The 25308-nt window shown below is 66.2% G+C and carries 25 protein-coding genes, 1 tRNA gene and 1 pseudogene; 16 read left to right on the top strand and 11 right to left on the bottom strand.

The window, feature by feature from the left end; translation table 11 throughout:
- Positions 1-103: 103 nt before the first annotated feature.
- The 4 genes and pseudogenes from FPV16_RS14165 to FPV16_RS14150 all read left to right on the top strand — a co-directional run bounded on the left by FPV16_RS14165 (position 104) and on the right by FPV16_RS14150 (position 8965).
- Positions 104-2017 carry an autotransporter assembly complex protein TamA gene (locus FPV16_RS14165; protein WP_227439088.1) on the top strand — a complete coding sequence of 638 codons (1914 nt, stop codon included), beginning with the start codon at positions 104-106 and terminating at the stop codon, positions 2015-2017.
- A gap of 176 nt (positions 2018-2193) precedes the next feature.
- Positions 2194-6489 carry a translocation/assembly module TamB domain-containing protein gene (locus tag FPV16_RS14160; protein WP_227439087.1) on the top strand — a complete coding sequence of 1432 codons (4296 nt, stop codon included), beginning with the start codon at positions 2194-2196 and terminating at the stop codon, positions 6487-6489.
- Positions 6490-6545: 56 nt separating this feature from the next.
- Positions 6546-6838, top strand: a pseudogene (locus FPV16_RS14155) (inorganic phosphate transporter); the annotation flags it as partial.
- A 450-nt stretch (positions 6839-7288) separates the two neighbouring features.
- Positions 7289-8965, top strand: coding sequence for a methyl-accepting chemotaxis protein (locus tag FPV16_RS14150; protein WP_227439048.1), 1677 nt, complete (start codon positions 7289-7291; stop codon positions 8963-8965).
- A 115-nt stretch (positions 8966-9080) separates the two neighbouring features.
- On the opposite strand, the gene FPV16_RS14145 is transcribed toward FPV16_RS14150, so the two are convergent.
- Entirely contained in the window at positions 9081-9458 is a 378-nt protein-coding gene (locus FPV16_RS14145; protein WP_227439047.1) for a hypothetical protein, read from the bottom strand.
- 178 nt (positions 9459-9636) lie between these two features.
- Positions 9637-11259: an ABC-F family ATP-binding cassette domain-containing protein gene (locus tag FPV16_RS14140; RefSeq protein ID WP_227439046.1), complete on the bottom strand. Its 1623-nt coding sequence runs from the start codon at positions 11257-11259 to the stop codon at positions 9637-9639.
- 225 nt (positions 11260-11484) lie between these two features.
- Between FPV16_RS14140 and FPV16_RS14135 the strand changes: the two genes are divergently transcribed.
- From FPV16_RS14135 to FPV16_RS14110, 6 genes are all read left to right on the top strand, one after another.
- A complete protein-coding gene (locus FPV16_RS14135; RefSeq protein ID WP_227439045.1) occupies positions 11485-11922 on the top strand; it encodes a MerR family DNA-binding transcriptional regulator in 438 nt (145 codons plus the stop codon).
- The gene (locus FPV16_RS14130; RefSeq protein ID WP_227439044.1) at positions 11843-12286 is read left to right on the top strand and encodes a carboxymuconolactone decarboxylase family protein; all 444 of its coding nucleotides are present in this window, start codon (positions 11843-11845) and stop codon (positions 12284-12286) included. The genes FPV16_RS14135 and FPV16_RS14130 overlap by 80 nt, the downstream gene beginning before the upstream one ends.
- Positions 12287-12407: 121 nt before the next feature.
- Entirely contained in the window at positions 12408-12908 is a 501-nt protein-coding gene (locus tag FPV16_RS14125) for a peptide deformylase (protein WP_227439043.1), read from the top strand.
- Positions 12905-13330, top strand: coding sequence for a hypothetical protein (locus tag FPV16_RS14120; RefSeq protein WP_227439042.1), 426 nt, complete (start codon positions 12905-12907; stop codon positions 13328-13330). Before FPV16_RS14125 ends, FPV16_RS14120 begins: the two co-directional genes overlap by 4 nt.
- Before the next feature lie 109 nt (positions 13331-13439).
- Positions 13440-13748 carry a hypothetical protein gene (locus FPV16_RS14115; protein ID WP_227439041.1) on the top strand — a complete coding sequence of 103 codons (309 nt, stop codon included), beginning with the start codon at positions 13440-13442 and terminating at the stop codon, positions 13746-13748.
- Between the two features lie 164 nt (positions 13749-13912).
- On the top strand, positions 13913-14125 hold the full coding sequence (locus FPV16_RS14110) for a hypothetical protein (protein ID WP_227439040.1): 213 nt from the start codon (positions 13913-13915) through the stop codon (positions 14123-14125).
- A gap of 111 nt (positions 14126-14236) precedes the next feature.
- Here the strand turns inward: FPV16_RS14110 and FPV16_RS14105 are convergent, their stop codons facing one another.
- The 3 genes from FPV16_RS14105 to FPV16_RS14095 form a co-directional block, all read right to left on the bottom strand.
- A complete protein-coding gene (locus tag FPV16_RS14105; RefSeq protein WP_227439039.1) occupies positions 14237-14446 on the bottom strand; it encodes a hypothetical protein in 210 nt (69 codons plus the stop codon).
- Between the two features lie 158 nt (positions 14447-14604).
- A complete protein-coding gene (locus tag FPV16_RS14100) occupies positions 14605-14898 on the bottom strand; it encodes a hypothetical protein (RefSeq protein ID WP_227439038.1) in 294 nt (97 codons plus the stop codon).
- A gap of 99 nt (positions 14899-14997) precedes the next feature.
- Positions 14998-15237 carry a hypothetical protein gene (locus tag FPV16_RS14095; protein WP_227439037.1) on the bottom strand — a complete coding sequence of 80 codons (240 nt, stop codon included), beginning with the start codon at positions 15235-15237 and terminating at the stop codon, positions 14998-15000.
- Positions 15238-15673: 436 nt separating this feature from the next.
- Here FPV16_RS14095 and FPV16_RS14090 point away from each other — a divergent pair, with 436 nt between their 5' ends.
- A complete protein-coding gene (locus FPV16_RS14090; protein WP_227439036.1) occupies positions 15674-16411 on the top strand; it encodes an MFS transporter in 738 nt (245 codons plus the stop codon).
- Positions 16412-16427: 16 nt separating this feature from the next.
- On the opposite strand, the gene FPV16_RS14085 is transcribed toward FPV16_RS14090, so the two are convergent.
- The 4 genes from FPV16_RS14085 to FPV16_RS14070 all read right to left on the bottom strand — a co-directional run bounded on the left by FPV16_RS14085 (position 16428) and on the right by FPV16_RS14070 (position 18210).
- Positions 16428-16910: a DUF2934 domain-containing protein gene (locus FPV16_RS14085; RefSeq protein WP_227439035.1), complete on the bottom strand. Its 483-nt coding sequence runs from the start codon at positions 16908-16910 to the stop codon at positions 16428-16430.
- Positions 16911-16994: 84 nt separating this feature from the next.
- Positions 16995-17255 carry a hypothetical protein gene (locus FPV16_RS14080; protein WP_227439034.1) on the bottom strand — a complete coding sequence of 87 codons (261 nt, stop codon included), beginning with the start codon at positions 17253-17255 and terminating at the stop codon, positions 16995-16997.
- A 134-nt stretch (positions 17256-17389) separates the two neighbouring features.
- Positions 17390-17797, bottom strand: a complete 408-nt coding sequence (locus FPV16_RS14075; RefSeq protein ID WP_227439033.1) for a hypothetical protein — start codon at positions 17795-17797, stop codon at positions 17390-17392.
- Positions 17794-18210 carry a hypothetical protein gene (locus FPV16_RS14070; RefSeq protein WP_227439032.1) on the bottom strand — a complete coding sequence of 139 codons (417 nt, stop codon included), beginning with the start codon at positions 18208-18210 and terminating at the stop codon, positions 17794-17796. The genes FPV16_RS14075 and FPV16_RS14070 overlap by 4 nt, the downstream gene beginning before the upstream one ends.
- Before the next feature lie 425 nt (positions 18211-18635).
- On the opposite strand from FPV16_RS14070, the gene FPV16_RS14065 reads away from it, so the two are divergent.
- Together FPV16_RS14065 and FPV16_RS14060 are read left to right on the top strand one after the other, a co-directional pair.
- Positions 18636-18836, top strand: coding sequence for a hypothetical protein (locus FPV16_RS14065; RefSeq protein ID WP_227439031.1), 201 nt, complete (start codon positions 18636-18638; stop codon positions 18834-18836).
- A gap of 216 nt (positions 18837-19052) precedes the next feature.
- Positions 19053-19128, top strand: a tRNA-Ile gene (locus FPV16_RS14060).
- Positions 19129-19184: 56 nt separating this feature from the next.
- Here FPV16_RS14060 and FPV16_RS26295 read toward each other — a convergent pair.
- Positions 19185-19448, bottom strand: a complete 264-nt coding sequence (locus FPV16_RS26295) for a tyrosine-type recombinase/integrase (protein ID WP_227439030.1) — start codon at positions 19446-19448, stop codon at positions 19185-19187.
- A gap of 1395 nt (positions 19449-20843) precedes the next feature.
- The gene (locus tag FPV16_RS14050; protein WP_227439029.1) at positions 20844-21692 is read right to left on the bottom strand and encodes a hypothetical protein; all 849 of its coding nucleotides are present in this window, start codon (positions 21690-21692) and stop codon (positions 20844-20846) included.
- Between the two features lie 249 nt (positions 21693-21941).
- Here FPV16_RS14050 and FPV16_RS14045 point away from each other — a divergent pair, with 249 nt between their 5' ends.
- Genes FPV16_RS14045 through FPV16_RS14035 form a run of 3 tightly spaced genes read left to right on the top strand, consistent with a single transcriptional unit; the run spans position 21942 to position 25228 of the window.
- Positions 21942-22763: a DUF3102 domain-containing protein gene (locus FPV16_RS14045; protein ID WP_227439028.1), complete on the top strand. Its 822-nt coding sequence runs from the start codon at positions 21942-21944 to the stop codon at positions 22761-22763.
- Complete coding sequence (locus FPV16_RS14040; RefSeq protein ID WP_227439027.1) at positions 22763-24163, top strand: phage/plasmid primase, P4 family; 1401 nt, start codon at positions 22763-22765, stop codon at positions 24161-24163. Before FPV16_RS14045 ends, FPV16_RS14040 begins: the two co-directional genes overlap by 1 nt.
- Before the next feature lie 30 nt (positions 24164-24193).
- Positions 24194-25228, top strand: a complete 1035-nt coding sequence (locus FPV16_RS14035) for a hypothetical protein (protein ID WP_227439026.1) — start codon at positions 24194-24196, stop codon at positions 25226-25228.
- The last annotated feature ends 80 nt before the right edge of the window (positions 25229-25308 follow it).

The following is a 25308-nucleotide window of genomic DNA, read 5'->3' as shown; positions in this document are numbered from 1 at the left end:
GACGTCGGGTGTTCACAATTCCAGTGCCAGAGGCTTGTCCAAGGCCAGAGGCTTGAGGGACGGCTGCGCGGGCGTGGCCCTGGCCGTCCTCGGCGGCGTGTCGATGACCGCCCTCGCCTGCTCTCCGGCCGTCGCCTTCGACCTGTTCGGCCTGTTCGGCTCCGAGGAGGAGCCCCCGGCGCCGAGCCGCGAGGCGGTGCCCTATTCGGTCAAGTTCCAGGGGCTCGAAGACGACGACGTCCTGCAGGCCCTGCAGGACACGTCGACGCTCTATCGCCTGCGCCAGGACGCGCCGCCCGATGGCGAGGGCATCGTGCGACGGGCAGAGGCGGACCTTCGCCGCCTGTCCGATGTGCTCTCCGGCTACGGTTACTACCAGGGCAAGGTCGCCATCCGCATCGACGAGGTCGAATTATCGGGCGAGGCCTCGGTTGCGGCGGCGGCGCGGGCCGCCGAGGGCGGCCGGAATCGGGCCTTGGTACCCGTCAAGATCGTCGTCGATGCCGGCCCGCTCTACAAGCTCCGCACGGTGGCGGCCACCGATCCGCGCGGCAACAATTTTCCCTCCGAAGTGCTGCCCGAGCGGTTCACCCGCGTGGGCGACGACGTCCCCGCCCGTTCGGCCGCCGTGCTCGCCCGCGAGGCGAAGATCGTCGACCGCTTCCGGGCGCTGGGCCATCCCTTCGCCAAGGCGGTCTCCCGCGACCCCGTGGTGGATGACGCGGCCCATGTCATGGACGTGCGCTTCACCATCGATCCGGGACCCATCGCTGGGCTCGGCGAGGTCGCCGTGCGTGGCACCACCGGCATCGACCCCGCTGTGGTGCGCTCCTTCATCTACAGCGAGCCAGGCGATCCCTACTCGCCCAAGGCCGTGGCCGACATTCGCCGGTCCGTCGCCAAAGTCGAAGCCCTGGGCTCCGTCCGGGTGCGCGAGGGCGAAGTGCTCGACGCGCAGGGCAACCTGCCGATCTTCGTCGACGTGACCGAGCGCGACCGCAACCTGATCGGGGTCGCGGCCCGCTTCTCCACGGTCGATGGCCCAGGCATCCGTGCCTACTATGCCAACCGCAACCTCTTCGGCGGCGGCGAGACCCTGCGGCTCGATGCCGACATCTACTATCTCGGCAACGACCTCTACGCTGCGCAGCGCAAAGCCGCCGGGATCGATTCGAACGGCCTGGGCGGCCGGGTCTCGGCGACCTTCGTCAAGCCGGCTTTGTGGGGCACGCGCAACGATCTCGTGGCCAACATTTTCGCGGGCCGCGAGGCCCAGCAATCCTACGTCTCGGATGCGGCCGGGGGCACGATCGGCATCCGGCACCGATTCTCCGACACGTTCTACGCGCAGATCGGCGTCGACGGTCAGGCCGGCCGCTCGCAGGACGCGCTCGGTAAGGTCGATTATCGCCTCGTCGGCGTGCCGCTGTCGGTGGCCTACGATTCCACCGACAACCTGCTCGATCCGACGCAGGGGTTCCGGGCTACCGCCTCGGTGACCCCCTATGCCGGGTTCCTTGGCTCGGACCCGTCGATCTTCGTCGCCAAGGCGCAGGGCTCGACCTATTACGCCATCGACGACGAGGCCCGCTACATCCTCGCCGGTCGCGTCGGCTTCGGCTCGATCTCCGGCGCGAGCCTGGAGGACATCCCGGCCAATATCCGCTTCTTCGCCGGCGGCGGCGGCTCGGTGCGCGGCTTCCCGTACCGGACTCTGGGGCCGCGCGGACCGTTCAACCTGCCGGTGGGCGGGCGCAGCCTGCTCGAAGCCTCGGTGGAGGCGCGGGTCAAGATCACCGACACGATCGGGATCGTGCCGTTCTTCGATGCCGGCACCGCCTTCGAGGGTAGCCTTCCGGATTTCGAGGAGCGCATCCGCTACGCGGCGGGCTTGGGCCTCCGCTACTATACCGGCATCGGCCCGATCCGCGTCGACGTGGCGTTCCCCCTCGACCGCATCAAAGGGAACCGCGAACGTCCCGTGGCCCTGTACATCAGCCTGGGGCAGTCGTTCTGATGGAGTTTTTCGGACGGGTTTCCGGTCGCTGCGCATCGACCCTCCCCCCTCTGCGGGGGAGGGTGCCTGCGAAGCAAGCGGGAGAGGGGACGACCTCTCCGAATGCGGCGCTCCCCTCTCCCGACCCGCTTCGCGGGCCACCCTCCCCCGCAAAGGGGGGAGGGAAAGCGTGCGCCATCGCTGCGGTCTTCGGTCTTGCCGTTCTGGTCGCCGTTCCCGCCACCTACGCCCGCGCCGACGACGGCGAAAAGACCGTCCTCGGCGGGCTGCTGTCGAAGGCTTTGTCCACCCCCGGATCGCAGGTCTCCATCGGCGCCGTCGACGGGGCGCTCTCGTCCAACGCCACGATCCGCGACGTGGTGATCAGCGATCGCAACGGGGCCTGGCTGAAGCTCGACAAGGCGCGCCTCGTCTGGAGCCGCCTCGCCCTCCTCTCCGGCCGGCTGCAGGTGGACAGCCTGGAGGTCGGCCGCCTCGAAGTGCTGCGCCGTCCCCTCCCCGCACCGGTCTCGGCGACGCCGGAGCCCGATGGCTCGCTGCTGCCCGAATTGCCCGTGAAGGTGGAGATCACCGCCTTCAAGCTCGCCGAACTCGTCCTCGGCGAGACCGTCGCCGGGCAGCCGGCGCGCCTGTCCGCCGAGGGGAAGGCCAAGCTCGGCGCCCCCTCCGAAGGGCTCGACCTCGACCTGTCCGTGCGCCGCCTCGACGCCACCGGGCAGTTCGTCGCCCGCCTGCTCTTCGTGCCCAAGGGCGAGAAGCTCGAGGTGAAGACCACCCTGGTGGAGGCCGCGGGCGGTCTCCTCTCCAAGTTCGCCAACCTCCCCGGCGAGCCGCCGATCAACCTCGATCTCGACGGACGCGGCACCCTCGATGCCTGGAACGCCCGGCTCGACTTCGATGCCGGCCCCGATCTCGGCGCCAAGGGTACGGCCCGCATCGCCCGCGCCGGTGCCGACCGGTCGCTGACTCTCGACCTCTCCTCGCGGATCGAGGGGCTCCTGCCCGGCCCGGCGGCGGCGATCTTCTCCGGCACCACCAAGCTCGACGGCGCCCTGCGCTTTGCCGATAACGGCGCCTTCGGCATCGATCGCCTCGCCCTCGCCTCCCGCACCGCCCGCCTCGATGCCTCGGGCGGCCTCACGCCCGAGCGGGTCGCCGACTTCACGATTTCCGCCCGCGCCGTCCCCACCGATGGCAGCGTCACCAAGGCTGCCAATGCCGAACTGGACACCCTCGTCTTCGACGGGACCGTGAAGGGGCCGATCGCGCGGCCACGGGTGAACGGCGACCTCAAGGCGACGGGCCTGCGCGCCGATGGCAACGTCCTCGAGCGGATCGCCGCCAACCTCGCCATGGAACCCACGGGTGGCGACCCCAACGCCACCCGCTTCGCGCTCCGTGCCGATGCCGCCGTGGAGGGCTTGAAGCTCGCCGACCCGGCCCTGCGCCGCGCGGTCGGATCGCGCGGTACCTTCACCTTCCGCGGCACGCTGCAGCCCGATGGCGTGGTCGATGTGGCGGCGTTCGATCTCGACGCGCCCACCGCCACGCTGTCCTATGCCGGCCGCGTCGGCCAGAACACGCTCACCGGTACGCTGAAGGCGGGTCTCGCCGACCTCTCCGCCTTCTCCGATGTCGCCGACCGGACCCTTGCCGGCAGCGTCGCCCTGAAGGCCGCCCTGAGCGGCGACCCCGCCCGCAAGGCGGTGACCGCCGATGTGGATGCGACGACTAAGGGGCTCGTCCTCGGCCTGCCGGCCCTCGACCGGCTCCTCGGCCGCGAGCCGCATTTCTCGGGCAGGCTCTCGCAGGTCTTCGACGGCTACAGCTTCGACGGCGTCAAGCTCGACGGCGCCGAGATGGTGGCCCGGCTGGAAGGCAAGGCCACGGCACGTCTGGCCGACGCCAAGCTCCTGGTGGACGTGAAGAGCCTCTCCGCCGTCGATCCGCGCCTTGCCGGCCGTGCCCTCCTCGACGGGCGGCTCTCCGGAACCCTGGAGAAGCCGGACCTCACCGCCACCCTCACCGCCGCCGACGGACGGGCGCTCGGCCGCCCGATCCGGGACGTCCGCGTGGCCGCCGCGCTGAAAGATCTCACCGGGGCGCTCGACGGAACGTTGGCACTCGGCGGCGAGATCGGCGGCAAGACCCTGCGCGGGGACGTGCATTTCGCCCGCACGGGCGCGGATTGGTCCCTCGATCGGCTCGCCGTGAATCTCGGCTCCGCCACCCTCGACGGCAAGGCAATCGTCGATGCGGCGACCCTCCTGACGCAGGGCAGCGTCACGCTCTCGGCCGCCAATCTCGACGACCTGTCGCCGCTCGCCCTCACGCCGCTCGCCGGCAGCCTCGACGCGACCGTCGCCCTCTCGCGTGAGGGAGGGCGCCAGGACGCGTCGGTGAAGGCCAAGGGCGCCTCCTTGCGCTTGGGCGAGATCGGCCTCGCGCAACTCGATGCCGACCTCACCGGCCGCGATCTCCTCGCCCATCCCGTCGTGGATGGCCGGGTCAATGCCGACCGGGTCATCGCCGTCGGCGAGTCCATCGATACCGTGCGCCTCCTGGCCGTGGGGTCGCCCAGTGCCAGCGACATCACCCTCACCGCCAAGGCGCGCGGCTTCGATCTCGACGGTGCCGCCCGGCTGGTTCCGGCCGAGGCCACACGGATCGAGCTGTCGCGCTTCTCCGCCGCCCGCGGCAAGGACCGGCTGGCCCTGGCCGGTCCCGCCACGATCACCCTCGACAAGGGCTCGGCCCTCATCGAAAACCTTGTCATCGCCGCCGGTACCGGGCGGGTCAGCCTCGCCGGACGGGCCGGATCGAATCTCGACCTGAAGCTCGGCATCCGGGCACTGCCCCTGGCCCTCGCCCGCATCGCCTCGCCGAGCCTCGCCCTCACCGGCACCCTCGACGGCGACGCTGATATCCGCGGGACGGCCGCACGGCCGGAAGGGCGCTATGCCCTGTCGGCGGCGAAGGTCGTGACGCCGGAGACGCGCAAGGCCGGCCTCCCGCCCATCGACGCCAAGGCGAGCGGCACCCTGAGCGACGGCCGCGCCGGGATCGAGGGCCGGGTCTCGGCCGGTCGCGGTGCCGAGCTGACGCTTGCCGGCTTCCTGCCCGTGTCGGCGGGCGGACCCATCGCCCTGAAACTGCGCGGCACCCTCGACGCGGCCATGGCCAACAGCCTTCTCAGCGTCGGCGGCCAGCGGGTCGCCGGCCGGATCGCCCTGGATGGCGGCGTGTCGGGAACCCTCGACGCGCCCCGTGCCGAGGGCGCCGCTACTCTTTCCGGCGGCAGCTTCACCGATCCGCTCCAGGGCATCGCCCTGAAGCAGATCGAGGGCCGCGTTACCGGGCGCGGCGATACCCTCGTTGTGGAGCGCCTCACCGCGCAGACCCGGAACGGCGGCGGCCTCCAGGCCAGCGGCCGCGTGGCCCTGGACCCGAATGGCGGGTTCCCCGGCGCGTTCAAGATCACCGCCGAGCGGGCCGAACTCGTTTCCAGCCCCATCGTCACCGCCACCGCAAGCCTCAATCTCGCCTTGAGCGGGCCTTTGGCGCGGACGCCGAAAGTGTCGGGGCGGGTCGACCTCGTCTCCGTCGATGTGACGGTCCCCGATCGCCTGCCCGCCACGGTGCAGCCTCTGCCCGGCGTCCGCCGGGTTAATACACCCGCGGACGTGCGGGGGCGTCTCGATGCGAAGGCCGACCGCAAGGCGAAGGTCGCGGCTTTGGGCAAGCGCAAGAAGGCGCCCCCGCCCTTCGACGCGACGCTGGATGTGGCTGTCCATGCGCCGAATCGCATTTTCGTGCGTGGGCGTGGCATCGACGCGGAACTGGGCGGCGACCTGCGCCTGACCGGTACCTCGCGCGACCCGGTGGCGGTGGGTGACTTCGCCATGCGCCGTGGCCGCCTCAGCATCATCGGCCAGCGCCTCGACTTCACCCGTGGCCGCCTCGCCTTCAACGGTGAACTCGCGATCCCCGATCTCGACTTTCAGGCCGAGACCAAGGCCGCCGAGGTCACCGCCCGCGTCGCCGTGACCGGTCCGGCCAACCAGCCCGACTTCGTCCTCACCTCCGACCCGTCCCTGCCGCAGGACGAGGTGCTGTCGCGGCTGCTGTTCAAGAAGGCGGCCGGCGGCCTCTCGCCGTTCCAGGCGCTGCAACTCGCCCAGGCGGTGTCGCAGCTCTCCGGCGGGGCCGGCGGCCCCGACGTGTTCGAGCAGGCCCGCAAGGGGCTCGGACTCGACAGCCTCGACGTTTCCACCGGCGCCAGCGGCGGCCCGGCGCTGGGTGCCTCGCGCTACCTCAGCGACCGTCTCAGCGTCGGCGTGAAGGCGGGCGCCAAGCCCCAGGATACCGCCGCCACCGTGGATTATGACGTGACCCGCCGCATCAAGATTCAGGGCGAGGCCGGCAGCGACGGCCGTACTGCCGTGGGGGTGGGCGCCGAGTGGGAGTATTGACCGGGCCGGAGCGACGGAGCGGCCACGCGGACGTTGTCGGCTGGTGGGTCTTTCACGGCCATGGCGGCAACGACGCCCGGTAGACCATGGGCATCGTCGCGGTGCCGCTCTACCCTCAGGGGCATCGCGGGAGCGGCTTCCATGTTCCTCTTCAGGCTGTGCTGGCCTGCCACTCGGCGATGGTGCTCGATACCGTCTTCGGCGGTTGGCGCATCGTCCACACGATGGGCTCGACGATCACCCGCCTGAACCCGCTGCAGGGCTGCTGCGCCGAGACCGGAGCGCCATCACTCTTTACCTGGCTCGGGGCCCGGTCTCGATTACGCATACCATTCCCGACGCCATCGTCGTCGCCTGAGTGCTGACCCTGCCCGCCGCCGCCTCATGGCCGCGTGCTGCTACGTCCTGACAGGCTGGCTCGCCCGAGCGACCTCCCCCGGTCTGCCGGGACCTGTGAACCCCCATGCACGATCTCGCCGCCCGCCGAAGGGCGTGGCCAGGCGCATCTCACACGGATGATGCCATGCCGAGGTCGACATCAAGTTTCAGTGCTCATGATTATTTGACAAAGTGTCCCGGTAACTTTTTCGTGAAATCGCGAAATTGCATATGATTTGCCGTTTATCAGTTTAGATGTCAATAATCTTTGTGATTGTTACTTTTAGTAACGAGATGGCGAGGCTGTAGGAGGCACGAACATTCATCATAGAAGGAAGAATTATACTTCTTGCAAGTAGTCATGGAATATTAAGGAGAATCGTTCATTGGATTGGTTTCATTGTATCTGTGGGGGTGAGTCATGCATTTGTCGATAAAGACCGTACTGATCGGTCTGTTCAGCATCGTGGTGTCGATTTCGGCTGCGCAGGGGCTGGTGGCCCTCCTCAAGCTTCAGGATATCGGGACGAAGATTTCCGTGCTGCTCGACAATGCCGTGCCGTCGGTGACCCAGGCCGACAAGATCAACCGTCTGGTGCTCCGGGTCCGCACGACCCAACTGCGTTACCTGACCGCTCCCAACAGCACCGTCGAACAGGCTGATCTCAAGCTTGCGAATGAGCTGGTGCAGGAGCGCAACAAATCCGTCGAAGACTACAAATCCCTGATTACCGGAGCGGAGGAAAAGGCTGCTTACGGCGATCTGACCGCCAAGATGGAGATCCTGAAGGCCGATTGGGGAAAGCTCCGTTCCATGAGCGAGATCAACAAGGAACAGGCGCTGAACTTCTTCCGCGAAGGCAACCATGCGAATTACCGGGCGGTCACCGAGGCGGCCACCCGTCTCGTGGACATCAACGTGATGGCCGCCAACGCCGCCGGTGAGGCGGCGCGCAGTCAGCAGGCCGAGGCGACCCGGATCTCCGTCATCATGCTTGGCATCGGTCTCGTCACGGCAATCGCAGCCATGATCTTCTCCTTCGTCGGCGTCGCCCGCCCGATCGAGCGCATGACCCGGGCTATGGGGAGCATTTCCGGCGGTGACACGGCGACGATCGTTCCCTCCATCGGCCGTCGCGACGAGATCGGCGAGATGGCCGCTGCGGTGGAGGTGTTCCGGACCAACCTGATCCGTACCCGCGAACTCGAAGAGGAAACGGTTCTAGCCCGGGCGAGCGCGGAAGAGCAGCGCAAGTTCGGCATGCGCAAGATGGCCGATGATTTCGAGCAGGCAGTTGGCGGCATCATCGGCATGGTCTCCTCCTCGGCCACCGAACTTCAGGCCACGGCGCAGACCATGACGGCGACGGCGACGCAGACCGCGTCGCAATCCACCACCGTGGCCGCCGCCGCCGAGGAAGCCGCCGTCAACGTGAACACGGTGGCCGCCGCCGCCGAGGAACTCGGCACGTCGGTGCAGGAGATCGGCCGGCAGGTTTCGAGTTCCGCCACGCTCGCGCAATCCGCCGTCTCGGAGGCCGACACCACGGCGGTGCTCGTGCAGGAACTCAGCGGCGCCGTGAGCCGGATCGGCGACGTGGTGAGCCTGATCTCGACCATCGCCAGCCAGACCAACCTGCTCGCCCTCAACGCCACCATCGAGGCCGCGCGCGCCGGTGAAGCGGGCCGGGGCTTCGCGGTGGTCGCCGCCGAGGTGAAAGAGTTGGCCAACCAGACGGCCCGCGCCACGGAGGAGATCTCCCAGCAGATCGGCCATATCCAGGGTGCCACTGGCCAGGCGGTCACGGCGATCGGTTCGATCACGTCGCGCATTCGGGACATCAATGCGGTGGCGACTGCGATCGCGGCGGCGGTTGAGCAGCAGAGCGCGGCGACGCAGGAGATCGTGCGCAACGTCTCGCAGGCCTCGGCCGGCACCAACGAGGTGACGAGCAACATCGCCGGCGTGGCGAGCGCGGCCGAAGAGACCGGAGCTGCCGCGAGCCAGGTGCTCGGTGCGGCCGGCGAACTCTCCCAGCAATCCGAACATCTCACCGGAGAAGTGCACCGCTTCCTCGCCACGGTGCGGGCCGCCTGACCGGCCTCCACCGTACGCGGTCCATGGGACGGGTCAGGCTCGCGGGAGCCTGGCCCGTTTTCATGTCGACCGTCCGGGTTCACCCCCGGAGGATGAAGCCCTCACCGTCCGGCCGTCACCCTTTGCCGCCAGTCACCCTTTGTCCCACCTCGCCGTAGCCGAGCTTGGCTCCCTGACGGTTGACGCTTCCGAAGCGCAGGACGGCCTGTTCGAGGTAGTCGATCGCATCGATGAGCGCATCCCGCACGGCTCCGACCGCCTCTTCACCGTCCTCGGGCGGTGTCTCGGCGACATTGACCGCGGCGATGAGAACCCGGTCACGCTCCTCCTCGATGCGGCGGTCGCGCTCCACATGCCCGCGCACGTCGTCGTCGAAGGCCTCGATCACCGCCCAGGGCAGCGCGTCCTTCGACGACGACGCGTCGAACGCGCGAGCCCGGCGCCGGGCCTGCGCCGCCGCCGCCCTGACGATCTCCGCGAGCTTGGCATCCATGGTCGATCTCCTGGGGCTGTCTCTACGCGCTCTCCTTCCCCGGACGGGTGGAGCGAAGCGGGATCCGATCCGGGGGGCTAGCACAACACGTTGCGAAGCGTCCGAGCTCCAGGCCGCCGGGAAAGCGCCCCGGTGGCGCAACTCGCAGAATCGGGCACGATGCGGGGCCTCTCCCCGCTCAGCTCCGCAGTCCCGGCGCTTCCTGGCCGGTGCGCGCGACGTATTCGGTGTAGCCGCCACCATATTGATGGATGCCGCCGGCGGTGAGTTCGAGGACGCGGTTCGACAGGGCGGCGAGGAAGTGCCGGTCGTGGCTCACGAACAGCATCGTGCCTTCGTAATTGGCGAGCGCGGTGATGAGCATCTCCTTGGTGCCCATGTCGAGGTGGTTGGTGGGCTCGTCGAGGACGAGGAAGTTCGGCGGGTCGAACAGCATCTTCGCCATCACCAGCCGGGCTTTCTCGCCGCCCGAGAGGACGCGGCAGCGTTTCTCCACGTCGTCGCCCGAGAAGCCGAAGCAGCCGGCCAGCGCCCGCAAGCTGCCCTGCCCCGCCTGCGGGAACGAGCGCTCCAGATCCTGAAACACGGTGAGGTCGCCGTCGAGGAGATCCATGGCGTGCTGGGCGAAGTAGCCGAGCTTGACGCTTCCCCCCACCGCGATGCTGCCGTCGTCGGGCGGGGTCGAGCCGGTCACGAGCTTGAGCAGGGTCGACTTGCCGGCTCCGTTGATGCCCATCACGCACCAGCGCTCCCGGCGGCGGATGGAGAAGTCGAGTCCCTCGTAGATGGTGCGGCTGCCGTAGCGCTTATGGACGTTCTTGATGATCACGACGTCGTCGCCGGAGCGCGGTGCCGGCTGGAACTCGAACGCCACCGATTGCCGGCGCTTCGGGGGCTCCACTCGCTCGATCTTGTCGAGCTTCTTCACCCGGCTCTGCACCTGGGCGGCGTGGGAGGCGCGCGCCTTGAACCGCTCGATGAACTTGATCTCCTTGGCAAGCATCGCCTGCTGGCGCTCGAACTGCGCCTGCTGGTGCGTCTCGTTGAGGGCCCGCTGCTGCTCGTAGAAGCCGTAGTCACCCGAATAGGTGGTGAGGGTGCCGCCATCGATCTCGATGACCTTGGAGACAATGCGGTTCATGAACTCGCGGTCGTGCGAGGTCATCAGCAGGGCGCCCTCGTAATTCTTGAGGAAGGCCTCGAGCCAGATCAGGCTCTCGAGGTCGAGATGGTTGGAGGGCTCGTCGAGGAGCATCACGTCCGGGTTCATCAGAAGGATGCGGGCGAGTGCCACGCGCATCTTCCAGCCGCCCGAGAGCTTGCCGACGTCGCCGTCCATCATCTCCTGGGAAAAGCTCAGGCCCGCCAGCACCTCGTAGGCCCGGCCTTCGAGGGCGTAACCGTCGAGTTCCTCGAACCGGGCCTGGACCTCGCCGTAGCGCTCCACGAGCGCATCCATCTCGTCCATCCGGTCGGGATCGGCGAGGCCGGCTTCGATCTGCTTCAGCTCGGTGGCGACCACGCTCACCGGGCCGGCCCCGTCCATCACGGCGGAGACGACGGAACAGCCGGCCATCTCGCCGACATCCTGGCTGAAATAGCCGATGGTGATGCCCCGGTCGGTGGCGACCTGGCCCTCGTCGGGCTCCTCCTCGCCGGTGATCATCCGGAACAGGGTGGTCTTGCCGGCGCCGTTCGGCCCCACGAGGCCGACCTTCTCGCCCTTCTGGAGCGCGGCGGACGCCTCGATGAAGACGATCTGCCGTCCGTTCTGCTTGCCGATTTTCTCGAGGCGGATCATGCGCGCGTCGGTGTCCTGAGATGTGTCCCGCGGCCTTACGGCATGGAGCGCGGAAGCGGAAGGCGAGGCAGGTACGGGGGTGGCGCCGGCCCGCCTCGCGCCGCCGTTCCCGATCTCGCGGTGGTACGCACCGCCACCATAAACTTCGTGGACAATGGTTGGCGATTCCCTGTTGACCTGGAGCGCGCTCCAACAACTAGAACCGGTCGTCGAGGGGGTTGCGCCGTGCGGATCAGCGACTTTGCCAGAGAGAGCGGATTAAGCATCGATACGATCCGCTATTACGAGCGTATCGGCCTCATGCCGCGAGTATTGCGGGACCGGGGTGGGCGAAGACGCTACGGTTTCGATGACCTCGTCTGGGCTTCGTTTCTTCAGAAGCTTCAGGCCATGGACATGCCGATGCGCAAGAGGCTCGAATACGGCCGCCTGAGGTCCATGGGCGCTGTGACATTGGGCGAGCGCCGACAGATGCTCGAAGAGCACCGGGCCACCCTCCTCAAGAAGCAGGCCGACATCGTCGGGCTGATCACGACGCTCGACGCCAAGATCACTCACTATCGCGACATGGAAGGAATGGTCGATGACCCTGGATCGACGCACGATCATGGCGGGTGCGGCGGTACTGCCGCTCGCGACCGAGGGACCGGCACGGGCGCCTGAGGATCGCTATGCCCGCGGTCTGGCCCAGCTCGAAAAGGTCAGCGGCCCGCATGGCGAGGCCGTCATTCAAAGCCTGAACGACATCGCCCCCGATCTCGGGCGATACATCGTCGAGTTCGCCTATGGCGACGTCTTCACGCGGCCGGGGCTCGATCTGAAGACCCGCGAGATCGCCACGGTGGCGGCGCTAACCGCGATGGGCAATGCCCGCCCCCAGCTCAAAGTCCATATGAAGGCCGCCATGCGTGTGGGGGTGAGCCAGACGGAATTGATCGAGACGATCCTGCAGATGATTCCCTATGCCGGATTTCCCTCGGCTCTCAACGCCGTCGCTGTCGCGCGCGAGGTCTTTGCCGAGCCCTGACCATCGGGGGGCACTCCGGTCGTGACCGATCCGCAAGCCGGCCTCCCCCTGCCCTGCCTTGGACACCGCCCGGTCGATCGCGTATCCACGCCCCGGCCGATTCCCTGAGGTGCCCTGCCCCGTGCCGGTCCAGTCGCTGATCCTCTATCCCGATCCAAGGCTGCGCTTGCGGGCCGAGCCGGTCACCGTGTTCGACGACGCGCTGCGGCGGGATGCTGCGGAGCTGGTGGAGGCTCTCTCCCGCGTCTCCGCCATCGGACTGGCCGGGCCGCATGTGGGCTGGCTCGCCCGCGTGGTGGCCCTGCGCCTGGAGCCGGGCACGCCAGCTTCGATCTACGTCAATCCGCAGATCACGTTCACGTCGGACGAAACCGCTCCCCAGACCGAGGGCAGCGTCTCCATGCCCGGCGTCACGGACGTCGTGGAGCGGGCGGTGACGGTGCGGCTGTGCTACGACGACCTCGGCGGGGCCGGGCACGAGATCGAGGCGGAGGGGTTCGAGGCAGCCTGCCTCCAGCACGAGATCGACCAACTCGACGGCATCTTCTGGATCGAGCGCCTGTCGCGGCTTCGGCGGGAGCGGGCCGTGAAGCGCTATGCCAAAGCGAGGCGGGCGGCATGAGCAACGGGTATCGTCGCCACCTACCGGCAGCCGTGATCCTCGCCGTCGCGACAGGATGCCCGCGCGTCGAAGCGCAGCCGGCCAAGACTTCCGCGCCCCCAGCCTCCGCATCGGCCTCGGCGCCCGCGATCGGCTGTCCGTCGCTCGCCAATCTGCGCCTTCTCCTGCGGCAATCGGGTGGCGACGCGAAGATTGCGGCGGCGACCCTGGCCGATCCCAAGGCCGATCATCTGAGCTGCAACCTCCTCGGCCGCGACACGGTCAATGCCATCACCGACCACGCGGCGCTCAACGGCAACGAGTACGATTGCGTCGGCGTCACCGGGACCAGCATCTGTTCCTGGACCATCGCGGGAACGGTGGTCCCGGCCGATCCTGCACGCGCGGCCAAGAAGGCGCCTCCCGCCAAAGCCAAGCGCTGACGGCGGATCCCGGCGGCCACGGGCCGCAGACGGTTCATTGGTCGCGGCAGCCGGACCCGGGGGTGCCCTATATCCCCGCCGGTCGAGCAAAGCCGAAGGAGGCCACCCCATGATGCCGCAGAACCGCTGGGGACTCGCCATCCTGCTCATCATGGCGGCGACGAAGACGGCCGGCGCCGGCGGTGCCGCGCCGCGCGACGTCGTCGCCTGCGATACGTTGGTTCATCTGCGTGTCCTGATGGCACGGATACCATCCGATCCCGCCGCGGCGTCCACCGATCTCACCGGTCACCCCGGTTGCCGCAGAATCGCCCGTGATCGCGTCGGCTCACCCGAGCACCGCGCCATGATCGGCGGAGCCCCGTTCGAATGTCTGGCGGTGACGGGGGAGGCCTCCTGCCTCTGGATCATGCCGTAGGCGGTGCTTCCTGCCGGAACGGCTATTCAGTGGATAATACCGATGCGCTTTTCCGCCGATCCGCTCTACCTAAGCCGTAACGACTGGGGGCGGAAACCATGGGCGGAACGGCCGGATCGTGCAGGGGGAATGCGGCGGCGCGCCGACGGGGCTGGATCGCCGGCATGGCCGCTGTGGGATTATTGGGAATCGCGTTGCCGACCCATGCCGAGGCCCCGATCAAGAGCCCTCAGGACGCAGTCTGTCGTAACGAGGCCCGCGCCAAGGTGTTCGTCACGCCCGACCCGAGTGGGAGCGGGCTCTACGCCATCGGCCGTCAGATCTACATGGCGTGTATGGCGCGCTCGCAGCCACGCACCGCTCGGCGGCGGCGCTAAGCAGGTTCGCGTTGGCAAGCCAACGCTTCATCCTGCTCACCACTTTGCTGTGTCGCAAATTTTCAACGCAGAACCGGGTGCTACTTCTGCGAAATCCTGCTTAGGCGGGGATCAGACGCTGCGCGGGGCACCAATGCGTGCCCGCAGACGCAGGCGCAGATTCTCGTTGGCCGTGGAATCCGCATCGACGGCGAACATCAGCCGGAGCAGCCGGCTGATCGGGGTCGTGCCGTCCTCGACGGCGGCCTCGACCTGGTCCTGGAGCGCCATCCGCTCGTAAGGACGCTGAGAATCGAAGCTCGACTGGGCTTGCTGCGCCATGGTCTGCGTTCCGTCGCTCGGGATCATTTTCCCCGGGCGGTTGGCTACGCGAAGACGTTCGCCTCCGCCAGTCCCTTTCGTCGACTATTCATAGCCGACGACCGGATCTGACGCATTTGTGTCATGTGTGGCTTGCAGAGCGGTTCCAGACAGACGCCTCAGCGAGGGAAGATCCGGAGCCCGTCATCGGGGAGCAGGTTGCGCGCCGGCCCACCGGTCTGCTGTCCGCGCCCCTGCTGGTAATAGGGCAATTCCGGGCGGCGGTCGTTGTCGCTGCCCGAATCGTATTCCCATGCCTGGTTCCACGGTGCCCGGCCGCCCACGCTGATGCCGCCGGTGGAATCGATGTCCCGCACCACCGGACGCTCCCGATAGGGGCCGGGACCGGCCTCGGCGGCAACGGGAGCCGCCACCATCGTCAGGGCGAGCAAGGCGGACAGGGCGGTCTTCATGACGGGCCTCGGAAGGACGGGCCGGGAATCGGCCCGTATCGGTGCTGTCACCGTATAACGGCAAAGGTTGTCGCGGCGTTCCCCGTGGGCTGCCTCCCCCTACCCTCTCAACATCTCCCCGACCCAGATTCCGCGTTCCACGCGATCGGTCATGATCGCCTCGCCGGCACTGTCGTGGCGCGTGGGACCGCCGCCTACCGGCGCACCAGTCTCGCCATGGGCCTTGGCGGGCTTCTCCCCGCCCTCGCCGCGCGACGCGGTGCAGCCGCTCCTACCGAATTTCACTTCGGAATGCGGGATCACCGCCTCGGAGGCGTCCCTGGCGCTCTCGCTCACCATCGGCTTCCTCGCCTTTTCAATTTTCTGTGCCGGCCCGGCCTCCGAGGCTCTGGGCCGTCGCGGCCTGGCGTTCGCGTCCATGGCCGGGGGCGCCCTCCGCCACATGGCCGGCGCCCTGGTGCTGGGTTGGTACGCCATCCTGGCGCTGCGGGCCGCCGAGGGCTTCTTGCTGGGCGGCGTGTCGGCGGTGGCCATGGCTCTACCTCGCCGAGGAGATCGACCCGCGTGTCCTCGGGCCGACGATGGGCTTCTATGTCGGCGGCACGGTCTTCGGCGGCATGATGGGCCGGCTCGGCATGGGTGCCCTCACCCAATTCGCCTCTTGAGCAGGTTCGCGTCGGCTAGCCAACGCTTCACCTCGCTTAGGCCTTTGTAGTGTCGCAGGTTTTAGGATGCAGAACCGGCGACCACTTTTGCTAAACCTGCTCGGACGGCCTTGTTCACCCTCGGAGCCGTCGACCTCCCGGCGGCTTTCGGCTTCACCCTGCTGCTGCCGCCCTGGCGCAACTTCATCCGGCGTTCGGGCATCGACGCGGCCCATCATGGGGGAGCCTGGGCCGCGCACCTGCGCAATCCCGGCCTGCTGCTGCTCTCCGCCACCGGGTTCCTCGACCTCGGAGTCTTCGTCGCGACCTTCAACGACCTGACGTTCCGCCTGAGCGCCCCGTCCTGCGGCCTCGGCCAAGACCAGATCAGTCTGGTCTTCGCCGTGTTCCTGTTCTGGGTGATGTCTTCCTCGACGGCGGGTTTGATGGCGGACCGGTTCGGCCGCGGCCCTGTCCTCGCCGCCGGGATCCTCTGCATGGCGGCGGGCATCGCCCTCACGCTGCTGCCCTCGCTTCCCGGCATGATCGCCGGAGTGGCGGCGGTCACGATCGGGTTCCTCGTGGCGCATCCGGTGGCGAACGGCTTGGCCGGCCGGATGGCGGCGGGGTCCAAGGGCCATGCGGCGTCCCTGTGCCTCCTTGCTTACCACCTCGGTTCGAGCTGCCTCGGCTCGGCCGGCGGATGGTTCTGGACGGCGGGGGTCTGGCCGGCCGTGGCGGGGTTCAATGCCGTCCTGCTCACTCACGCATGGTCGTGCAATGCGCCTGTGGCGGATCGCGGGGCGGCGCCCGGGAACCGGGTCTCGCGCATGAAGAAGCCCGCCGCCCATGACAGGCAGCGGGCTTGAATGGAGCCGTTCTGCGTCAGTGGACGGTGGCGCCGGATTCCATCGAAGCGGCGGCGCGCGGCTTGGAAACGGCACGGGACTTCGCGGCCGGGGTCGCCTTGGCTGCCGGCTTGGTCGCTGTCGTCTTGGTCGCGGGCGCCTTCGCGGCAGGCGCCTTGGGGGCGGCCACCTTGGCGAAAGTCGGCTGGGTCGTTGCCGACTTCGCCGCCGCTGTCCTGGGCTTACGCGGAGCGGCCTCGGTCTTCTCGGCGACGGCCTTTTCAGAGACGGCCTTGGCGGCGGCGCTGCGCGAGGCACGAGGCTTTAGAACCTTGGCCGGACTCGGCGACAAGCTCAGATCTGCGGTCGCCGGCTGGACGTAGACCGGTGCCGGACCACGCATCGAGACCAGCTCGGCCTCGGCCATCAGCCAATGCTCATCGGCGCGGCCGAACACCCGGCCCTCGCCTTCCCAAATGTAATAGGCGCGCTCACGCACCTGCTGTTCGAAAGGGATCATCCGCGCTCTCCTCGTGGGTGGTCGCCCCGATGGAAGCGGAAGTTGGTTAATCCTCGGTTAATGCTGCGCCGCAGCGAGACCATGTCAGCCCTGCGAGAGCCGCCTCGCATTGGCGCGGACCTTCCGGCGGTATCCGGTGACCATGCTCTGGGTCGAGCCTCCGGTCGCCATCAGCATGGCCGCCTCGCCGGCAGCCATGATCTTCTCGCTCACCATGCGTTGAGCCTCGACCTGCGCGGCCGGTCCGCCGAGGGACAGCTTGGCGAGGCGAAGGCCGATCACCTGCTGCGATTCCATTGCGAGCAGGGTCGCATCCATGCCGAGCTTCCACCACGCACCGAACATGTCCGTCCTCTCTGCGCCGCCGGGCGCACCGGCCGCGCTTATGCCACGCGGCCCGTCTTCGCGGTAAGGGCAACCTTGGCCGAAAGGCCGCCGCCGCCTCACGATCTCGCGAACGAGTGCTCAGCCGTGGGTGCTCAGTCGAAGGAGCGCGACTTCGCCGACGATCCGCCGAGGCTAATCTTCTTCGGGGCCGAGCCACCGCCGAGGCTGATTTTGCGCGGGGGCGGGGCGGCGGCAGGATTCGGGGCGGCGGGCCGCGCGGATTTCATCTGCGCCTGGCCGTGGACTACGGAGCCGATCTCGCCGGCGACGCGGACGAGATCGTCCCGCTCGCAGGCACGCGCCACCGAAAGGCCGAGCTGATGCATGTGGCTCTTGCCGTAGAGGTAGACGGCGAGCTTGGCGCGGGTGGTGGGAGGGATCTCGGCGAGGATCTCGGGCAAGTCTTCGGGCTCGGCGCGATAGACCGCCCCGAGGAGATCGAGGGAGACCGGGCAGGCCGGATCCGGCTCGGCGCCGCTGGTGGGGTGCGACTGGGTCATGGAGTACCTGTCTGACGGGTTGAGGTCTGGGCGAGGATATTGGCCGGAGCCGTGTCGCCGGCGGCGGGCGGCTCGGACGGTGTCGTCTGCACCCGGACGATGGCGTCCTCCGGGCGCGGTTGAGAAGTGAGCCGCACCGCCGGACGCTCCGGCTGCAGACAGCCGGTGCAGACGGAGGCGATCGCGATGCGGGCGCGGCGGTCCGCCCGCTCCCACACCGCTTCGCGCGCGGCCCGGGCCCGTGCCACCTCCTCGGCCGACGGCATTCCGCCGCCCGCGCCGATCTCGGCCGGAGCGGCGTCCGCAGGCCTGATTCGCAGCAGGAGCGGTTCCTGGGCCAGAACCGGCGATCCCGCAAGGGCGCAGGCGAGAGAGGATGCGGCGAGCCGGCAAGCGACGATCGTGCGGCCCATCGGCTCCTCAATCGGGTCGGCAGACCCCTGGTCCCTCGGCGGAACGATCGTCGGCGCAGGGTTAACATGACCTTAACGGGAAGACGACCTTGCCTTTTGGGCGCCGCCGATCCGTCTCGCCATCGCGTCCGCGTGCCGCACAGGAATGCCTTCGCCCAACGACAAGGTGCGCGGCTCGCCCGACGAACCGGGTGACGCCCGCTGACGGCACGTGGATCCGCGCAGACCGGCCAGCCTGCGAGCAACGATGCATCGCCGAGTGCGGCCTGCAATCCGGTGCCATCATTGGAACGGAGCGGACGAAGAACGCTTGGGTACCCTGCCTCGACCTCGATTTCTCGGATATCCCCGCGGGTGGTTCAGGTGACGGTGCGAGACACGTACGTCCCGAGGAGCAGCGCGACGGCCGTAGGAGGCCGGATCCCATGGCAAGCACATTTCACGCGGTCATCAAGACGTCCGGCGAGCAGAATCTGGTTATCGATGTCATCGAGGTCTTCGAGGACGAGACGTTTCACCCCCCAACTTACAGCCCGACCCTCATCGCGGTCGAAGTGCCGGACGGCCTGCCCGTCGCCGGGGGATGGACTTGGACGAGGGACGGCGGGTTCAGGGAGCCTCAGTAACTGGTCGACGACAACCGGCCCGGCTCCGCGCCACTATCCGCCCCTGGCTGAGCCGTCCGTCCTACGCAGGATCGCCTGGCGCAGGATCGCCTGGAACGAACTCCGGACGCCTCGCATGCGCGAGACCGGAGCGGGAGAAATCAGCGACAATCCGCGAGGTTCGAATGCGCAACCGCTGGACGAAGGCCCCCCTTTTCTTCTACGGGAATAGGCGCAGGGCCTGTAGCTCAATGGTTAGAGCCGACCGCTCATAACGGTCTGGTTGCAGGTTCGAGTCCTGCCGGGCCCACCAATTTTCCCAACGGCTTAGCCGCCAATCATGGTAAGCCCATGGGCTAGCGGCAACGCTTACGGCAATGAAAGCGTTCTCTTAGCGTTCCGGTTCTGGCCGATTCGGATCGCCGCGTTTCGCATAAAGTCAGGGTGATGATGCCCATAGGTGTCTTTGAGGACCTGCTCGGACATCCCAAGGTACCCCGATGCTTCCCAGAGCCCAACGCCCTGCTGCATCAACCACGTAGCCGCCGTATGGCGTAGGGTATGAGGCACGATTTTCTTTTGGATTCCGGAAAGCTCAACCGCATGCTTCCAGCCAACCTTGATCGACTTCACCGGAAGCCCCTGCCACTCTACCGCGTGCTGAGCGATAATGCCCTTGTCGCGCCACCGTCGTAGATGCGCTAGGAGCCTTGGAGGTATCGGGGCTGGGGGCTGACGCTTATTTGTTGCTGTCGTACCTTCTGCGAGCCGGTAGAAGATGCCGTGATCGAGGTCGAGGAAGCTACGGTTCGGGCCTGCGTGGATGGAGGCCGTAAAGATCGTTCCAGATCTCGACCCAGTGTACACCCCCATCAGGATAAACCGAGCGATGTGACGCAGGTCGTGCCATTCGGACTCAATGATAGTCCCTGACGAACGCCCTTTCGGGAGACGAACTGCACGGCCGTGACGCCAGCAGGCCCAAATGAGTCGAGCGACTTCATCTCGAGTCAGCCAGTGAGCACGAGCCTGCCCTTTCGCAGGCAACTCTACTCCCACATAGCCCTTGTGCAAGTCGCGCTTGGCGTGATGGTTGATGGCCGCACGAAGGTCTTCGAGGTCACGTCGTGATCCACCGCGCTTCCTGCTTGCTGTGTAATCTCTACAGGAACCGGGAGTAACATCGGATAGCAGCTTCGTACCCCACCAATCTAATAGCCGGCCAATTCGAGAGGCGGCCTTGGCAGGGCAAGCTTGCCTGGGTGCAACCTCGTCGAGGTAGACGGACAGGACGTCTGCTATCAGGACTTGCGAGGGGTGGCGGGCCCGCTGTGCCGCGGGTTCGTGCTTTGCAGCGATGTGTTCGACGAGCCGTCTTTCAGCTTCCTCACGCGCATCTGGGCCGCAGCCAGTGCGGTACTGCTTGCCTCCGTCGAGGATGATCCAGGTTTGTTCACGGTCGTGATCGGCTGGCCTGAGCCAAAGCCGGGCGGGCAGTCGCTTACGAGGCATTGATCGATCATTCTCCTAATCTCGGCAAGCGTGGTCATGTCCTTGCCTGCGATACGCCAAACCCGCAGACGTCCGCGGGAAGCCTCCCGGCGCAAACTGGACTGTCCGATTGAGCCGTCTGGGAATGACAGTTCTGCCGCTACGTCGAGGCGTAGCGGGGTGTCATCGGCGACGTCCTCTCGCCGAGGCACTCGCCGGCTCACAGCCGAAGTCCAAAGGCGTAAGACAGATGCCGCAGCGTGAAGTTCAACGGTGACGTCGGACAATACGGCAACAGAAACGCTCTGATGCGCAAAGTTGGTCGGCCGCTTTCGCGACCAACCTTCAGAGGCACCAGTGCTACGGCTAGAGGATCGTCCTTCACGTGCCTGCCCGCTCGCTAACAGGCGGCTAAGCTGCAGCAAATGCGGACGCACTTCCGGGGCCGAAATAACGCAGAAGTTTTGGCTTATTGATCGCCGAGCAGGCGTGGTTCCGAGTTCAGAATCAAAGGCTCTTGTCAAGGTCTCATGGTCGCTATTTGAGAGGGCTGTCACGCAAGTAATGAACTATTGATCGCGTTGATTTCCGGTATTGGGATAGCGCCTTGATAGCTTTTTGCTTTTCTTTCGCTTCGAGAGCTGATGCCTCTATTGCGGCCTTGCCTTTTTCAACGCCAATATCCAGAAGCGCAATTATGAATGAAAATGTTGGGTGCACATTGTCGAAGACGTTTTCATTTGATGGTACTTTAATCTCTAAGCCTTCAGCATTCATAGCATTTATCAGGCGCAATAAAAAGAGTCGGAATGTTGTGTCGGGCTTACGTCCTTTTTTTATCTTGTTTTTGATGTCCGCCAATGCTTTAGTGCAGGGGCCAGTAATGCCCTTCAGGTGCACCTTTAAAGCGTACTCTTGAGGGTCCACTTGATCCAGCAGCATTTTCTTAACTAGCTGATCTGCCGATAGGGCACCTCTCGTCACCGAAGCATCAATGATATTCGGGCTTGTCAGACTAATTAGGTCTTGAGCGCTTTTGCGAATAGTTGCGCAGGTGTCCAGGATCAATTGCAATTGACTTTCAATGCTTTTCCATGTGGCTAATCTGTTATCTAAAGCTATTGTGCATACAAGCTCATTGATTGCTCGATCAGCCTGCTCATACAATGTATCAGATATCTCCTTGCCTAATACGGATACAAGTTTTGTCCTTTCTGTAACAGAAAATGGGGGCGTTGCGATAAAATCGGAGAGATATGACGGCTGTAGTGTGAATGGATCAGGAACAATGTAAGCTTGGGAAAGGTCTGTCTTAGGATCGCGGGGGTCGCCTTTGGGGCTGAATACTCGGAGTGCGTCGCCGGGTTTGACCGTCCACTCGGTCATCGCAGGGATAACCGCTGGTAGTTCCGATGACCTGCGCTTCATTAGTCCGCCCCATTCTTCGTTGTCTGCGACATGTACTCTGCACCTGCCGGGGCCAACGCGCGAGCGGCTTCGGCCGGAATAACGACAGATGGAAACGTACATTTCGGCCCCGGATATAGGACCCATAACCCGCTACCGCTCCTCGTCCGCTCCGGCTGCTCAGCAATCATTTGCCGGGGCCAGTGCTCAGTTGAGGAGTATCAAAAGATGATAGTTCACCAAAATCGTAGTGTATTGTTGCCTAGCGCACCATTTGCACCTGATGAACTGCAAGGCATCGCTGGCCGCATCAAGGCGCGAGATCGGCTGTTGACGGAAAGCGCCAAGGCTCTCTCCGTGTGCACCCGGAACCAGTGGCTTGAAAACGGCCGCGACTTGCTGAAAGCGAAGAAGCTTTTGGAGCACGGCGAGTTTGGTCCGTGGTGCGAGAAGGAACTCGGCTACAGCAAGCGTACGGCCGAGAAGTACATGCGGGCAGCTGAGTTGTTCGGTCCGTTGATCAAAAACGAACCCGGTTCGCATTTGCCGTGCCTGAGCCTGGTGTACCTTCTCTCGGCAAAGTCGGTGCCGGCGGAGATCTTCAAAACCTTCGCCCACCGCGTGGTCGCAGGCGAAAACGTTCGGCGCGAACTCCAGGCGGTCATTAAGAAGCACCGCGAGACGGTGAAGCGGGCCAAGGCGCTGGCCAAGCGCGGTCCCGAGGCAACTGCCAAGCTGGAGAAGCGCGAAGCAGCTAAGGCGAGGCGCGATGCGCGCGAAGATGAACAGCAGTGCGTTGAACGAGAGCAGCGGGAGAAGGCTCGGGGTGCCGCGCTGGATCTCCTCGTGGCTTGCATGGGAACCAATCTTCACAAGCTGATTGAGCTTGCCGATGAGGCCGGTTCCGCTGAACTGTTCGCGTATCAGGCCCTTAAGGGGTTGAAGGAGCACGCACAGATGAACGGTGCGCCCGCCGCCGCTTCGACCGAGGTCGCTGTCACGGATGAAGCGCCGGCCGGCACGCCCCAGAACGAGTCGGAGGCGGCGTGATGACCACGGACATCATCCCCGGCTCACACAGCTCCGACCTTCGTAAGGTTGTGCATGCGATCCTTGAAGATAGCTTCCACCATGGCGCCCATCTCAGCTACTCCGACGGTGCGTTCCATCGCTTCACCGGGACGCATTGGGCCGAACTCTCGGAGGACGAACTCGGCCGCATTGTCTGGTCGCACGGGGCAGTAGCCGAAGCCACTGGTCGTCAGCGCACCCCGAGCTTGATCCGCGACGTGATCACCGGCTTGCGCCATGCAACGGCCGCTCCTTGCGGCCACAGGTGTGCTGAAGCGGCAGCCCCCATCATCAACGTTGCGAACGGCGAGCTCTGGTTCGAAGCGGATGGTGCCGTCTGCCTGCGCCCTCATGATCCGGGTTCAGGTCACCGTCACTGCCTCGACGTCGCCTATGATCCCCAGGCAACGTGCCCACAGTTCGATGCGGCCATCGCCAACATCTTCTCGGCCTCGGACGATGCCGACCTGCTCATCGCCTTTTGGGACGAGTTCAGCGGGTACATCCTTCAGCCGCAGCGACGTGAGCCGCTGATCGTTGTCGGCCGGGGTAAAGGCCGTGACGGCAAAAGTGCCCTGGCGGAAACTCTTGTGCATCTGCTTGGTGCCGGCCGTAGCGCGTCGATGCCGGTCGAAGACCTTCAGGGCAGCCGGTTCGTTATGGGCGACCTCGCCGGCAAGCACTTGTTCGTTGACGACGACATGGCGTCAAGCGCGCGCTTGCCCGACGGCATGCTCAAGAAGATGAGCGAAGGCACGACGGTGACGGCTGAGCGGAAGTTCCGCGACCCGGTGACGTTCGCAATGACCGCAGTCCCGCTGCTGCTCGGCAACAACGTTCCGATCCTCCGCGACCGTTCGGCCGGCTTTCGGCGTCGCCTTGTGGTTCTCCCGTTCGACCGGCAGTTCGGCAAGGACGAGGTCGATTATGGCCTGTTCCCGCGCATCAGGGCGACAGAGATGCCGGGGGTCCTGTACCGGGCGGTTACCGGCCTGCAGCGGCTGATCCAACGAGGCTGGCGGTTCGACCTTCCCGATGCCGTGGCGGTGGCAACGGACGCGTGGTGGGCGGAGGCAACGGGCACGCAGGCGCCCGACGAGGAGGACCGGGAGAAGCGGCCGGTTCAGCGATCCCGCGCACGGGCCGAGCCGCTCGCCGTGAAGCCTGACCGCGTTCAGGTCTCGGGTCATGAGGCCTATGCCGACGCCGACCCTCAGGCAGCCGGAGCGGGGCTCCACCTCAACCTCGAAGTGCCGCTCCACTGCGAAAGCGCCACCGTAAACTTCATGGCGAACGGCCAGCAGGCCGAGCTCCGATTCAGCTGTGTCCCGAACGGTACCGCGCTGCTGGTGGCTGCCCGCAACGCGAGCCGCTGCTGAAGTCGTCACAGGACAGGAAGGAGGCCTCACATGGCAACGATCAACATTTCGCCGGCGGTACTGGCGGCGAAGATCATGGCAGCCCCTCACGCCCCCTCACGGGTGGCTGCGGAGCCTGCTCAGCCGCAACCACTGGGGTGCGCCACCGGCGACCCGGCAAAGGGCTCTGACGCTGCCCTGCCGGACAGCTTCGAAACGGAAGCGGCAATGGTCCAAGAGGATCGGCTGCGTGCTCGACAAGCGCGTCGCGTCATGAATCACCCGGGGCCGACGAACTGGGTGAACCTCAATGACCGGCTGTGGCTGGCGAAGCAGCAATCCCAAGGGGTGCTCGCGACTGAGCTGAATGGCGGCGCCATCGAGGCCCTGATCACCAAGTTGGAAGCCGGGGTTGAAACCGGCCAGCCGGCCCTGACCCTTGCGTCGGCACTTCGGATGCGAACGATCCGAATGGCACTGGGCCGTGCCAAGCTCGATGCCTTTGCCGAGTACCACGATAACGATCTTCGGACTGTGACCGTGATCTACTCGGGTTGGGCCTACACGCCCGCGACCCTCGACGGGGTTACGGCATCCCAGATCAAGGCGCAGTTTATCCAGCACCTGAACCGAGCCGGGGTAACGAAGATGCCGGGGCCGCTGTTCGCGATGCTCCATGGTGAGTTTGAGGCATCCAGCGGTGTCTTCCAGCTGCACTTCCACATCATTACGACCAAATCGAAGGCCGCGGCTCTGCTGCGTCTGCCGAAGTTTGTGAAGGGCTACACGAAAACGGCCACCGGGGCTTGCCCGGTCCGTCGCTCGCCGGTCCGCAATCGTATCCGCCAGTTCACCTACCTCGCGAAAGCATTCTGGCCCGGAAAGCCAGTGGTCCTGATTGATGGCGTCCCAAAGCGGGTTCACGGTTACCGGCGCATCCCTGAGCCGTTCGGAACGCAAGTTCTGCTTTGGCTCGACCGGCAACAGCTGGCCGATCTCATCGTAATGAACGGGTGCTGGTCTCCCCGGAAAGGGGGCACCCCAGCGATGCGGCGGCTGTATTTACTGGCGCAGGGTGGTGGGTGAGGCGGGGCGATAGATTGGCCCACGGGGGCATCTAGCTGGCTGACGGTGCCCTGTAGGGGCCTGTTGGTGCGGTTCGGTGC

It is taken from the genome of Methylobacterium sp. W2 (assembly GCF_020662345.1).
GTDB lineage: Bacteria > Pseudomonadota > Alphaproteobacteria > Rhizobiales > Beijerinckiaceae > Methylobacterium.
Note: the sequence above shows the minus strand (reverse complement) of the source record. Positions and strands in the feature narration are given on the sequence as shown.

Bases quoted from the DNA above. Each gene is read 5' to 3' on its own strand.
- FPV16_RS14140 (WP_227439046.1), bottom strand. From the start codon at position 11,259: ATGATCCGCCTCGAGAAAATCGGCAAGCAGAACGGACGGCAGATCGTC.
- FPV16_RS14150 (WP_227439048.1), top strand. From the start codon at position 7,289: ATGCATTTGTCGATAAAGACCGTACTGATCGGTCTGTTCAGCATCGTG.
- FPV16_RS14080 (WP_227439034.1), bottom strand. From the start codon at position 17,255: ATGTTCGGTGCGTGGTGGAAGCTCGGCATGGATGCGACCCTGCTCGCA.
- FPV16_RS14165 (WP_227439088.1), top strand. From the start codon at position 104: ATGACCGCCCTCGCCTGCTCTCCGGCCGTCGCCTTCGACCTGTTCGGC.
- FPV16_RS14070 (WP_227439032.1), bottom strand. From the start codon at position 18,210: ATGGGCCGCACGATCGTCGCTTGCCGGCTCGCCGCATCCTCTCTCGCC.
- FPV16_RS14105 (WP_227439039.1), bottom strand. From the start codon at position 14,446: ATGGCGCAGCAAGCCCAGTCGAGCTTCGATTCTCAGCGTCCTTACGAG.
- FPV16_RS14100 (WP_227439038.1), bottom strand. From the start codon at position 14,898: ATGAAGACCGCCCTGTCCGCCTTGCTCGCCCTGACGATGGTGGCGGCT.
- FPV16_RS14050 (WP_227439029.1), bottom strand. From the start codon at position 21,692: ATGACCGAGTGGACGGTCAAACCCGGCGACGCACTCCGAGTATTCAGC.
- FPV16_RS14035 (WP_227439026.1), top strand. From the start codon at position 24,194: ATGGCAACGATCAACATTTCGCCGGCGGTACTGGCGGCGAAGATCATG.
- FPV16_RS14040 (WP_227439027.1), top strand. From the start codon at position 22,763: ATGACCACGGACATCATCCCCGGCTCACACAGCTCCGACCTTCGTAAG.
- FPV16_RS14095 (WP_227439037.1), bottom strand. From the start codon at position 15,237: ATGGTGAGCGAGAGCGCCAGGGACGCCTCCGAGGCGGTGATCCCGCAT.
- FPV16_RS14145 (WP_227439047.1), bottom strand. From the start codon at position 9,458: ATGGATGCCAAGCTCGCGGAGATCGTCAGGGCGGCGGCGGCGCAGGCC.
- FPV16_RS14045 (WP_227439028.1), top strand. From the start codon at position 21,942: ATGATAGTTCACCAAAATCGTAGTGTATTGTTGCCTAGCGCACCATTT.
- FPV16_RS14075 (WP_227439033.1), bottom strand. From the start codon at position 17,797: ATGACCCAGTCGCACCCCACCAGCGGCGCCGAGCCGGATCCGGCCTGC.
- FPV16_RS14130 (WP_227439044.1), top strand. From the start codon at position 11,843: ATGACCCTGGATCGACGCACGATCATGGCGGGTGCGGCGGTACTGCCG.
- FPV16_RS14110 (WP_227439040.1), top strand. From the start codon at position 13,913: ATGGCCGCTGTGGGATTATTGGGAATCGCGTTGCCGACCCATGCCGAG.
- FPV16_RS14085 (WP_227439035.1), bottom strand. From the start codon at position 16,910: ATGATCCCTTTCGAACAGCAGGTGCGTGAGCGCGCCTATTACATTTGG.
- FPV16_RS14120 (WP_227439042.1), top strand. From the start codon at position 12,905: ATGAGCAACGGGTATCGTCGCCACCTACCGGCAGCCGTGATCCTCGCC.
- FPV16_RS14065 (WP_227439031.1), top strand. From the start codon at position 18,636: ATGGCAAGCACATTTCACGCGGTCATCAAGACGTCCGGCGAGCAGAAT.
- FPV16_RS14115 (WP_227439041.1), top strand. From the start codon at position 13,440: ATGATGCCGCAGAACCGCTGGGGACTCGCCATCCTGCTCATCATGGCG.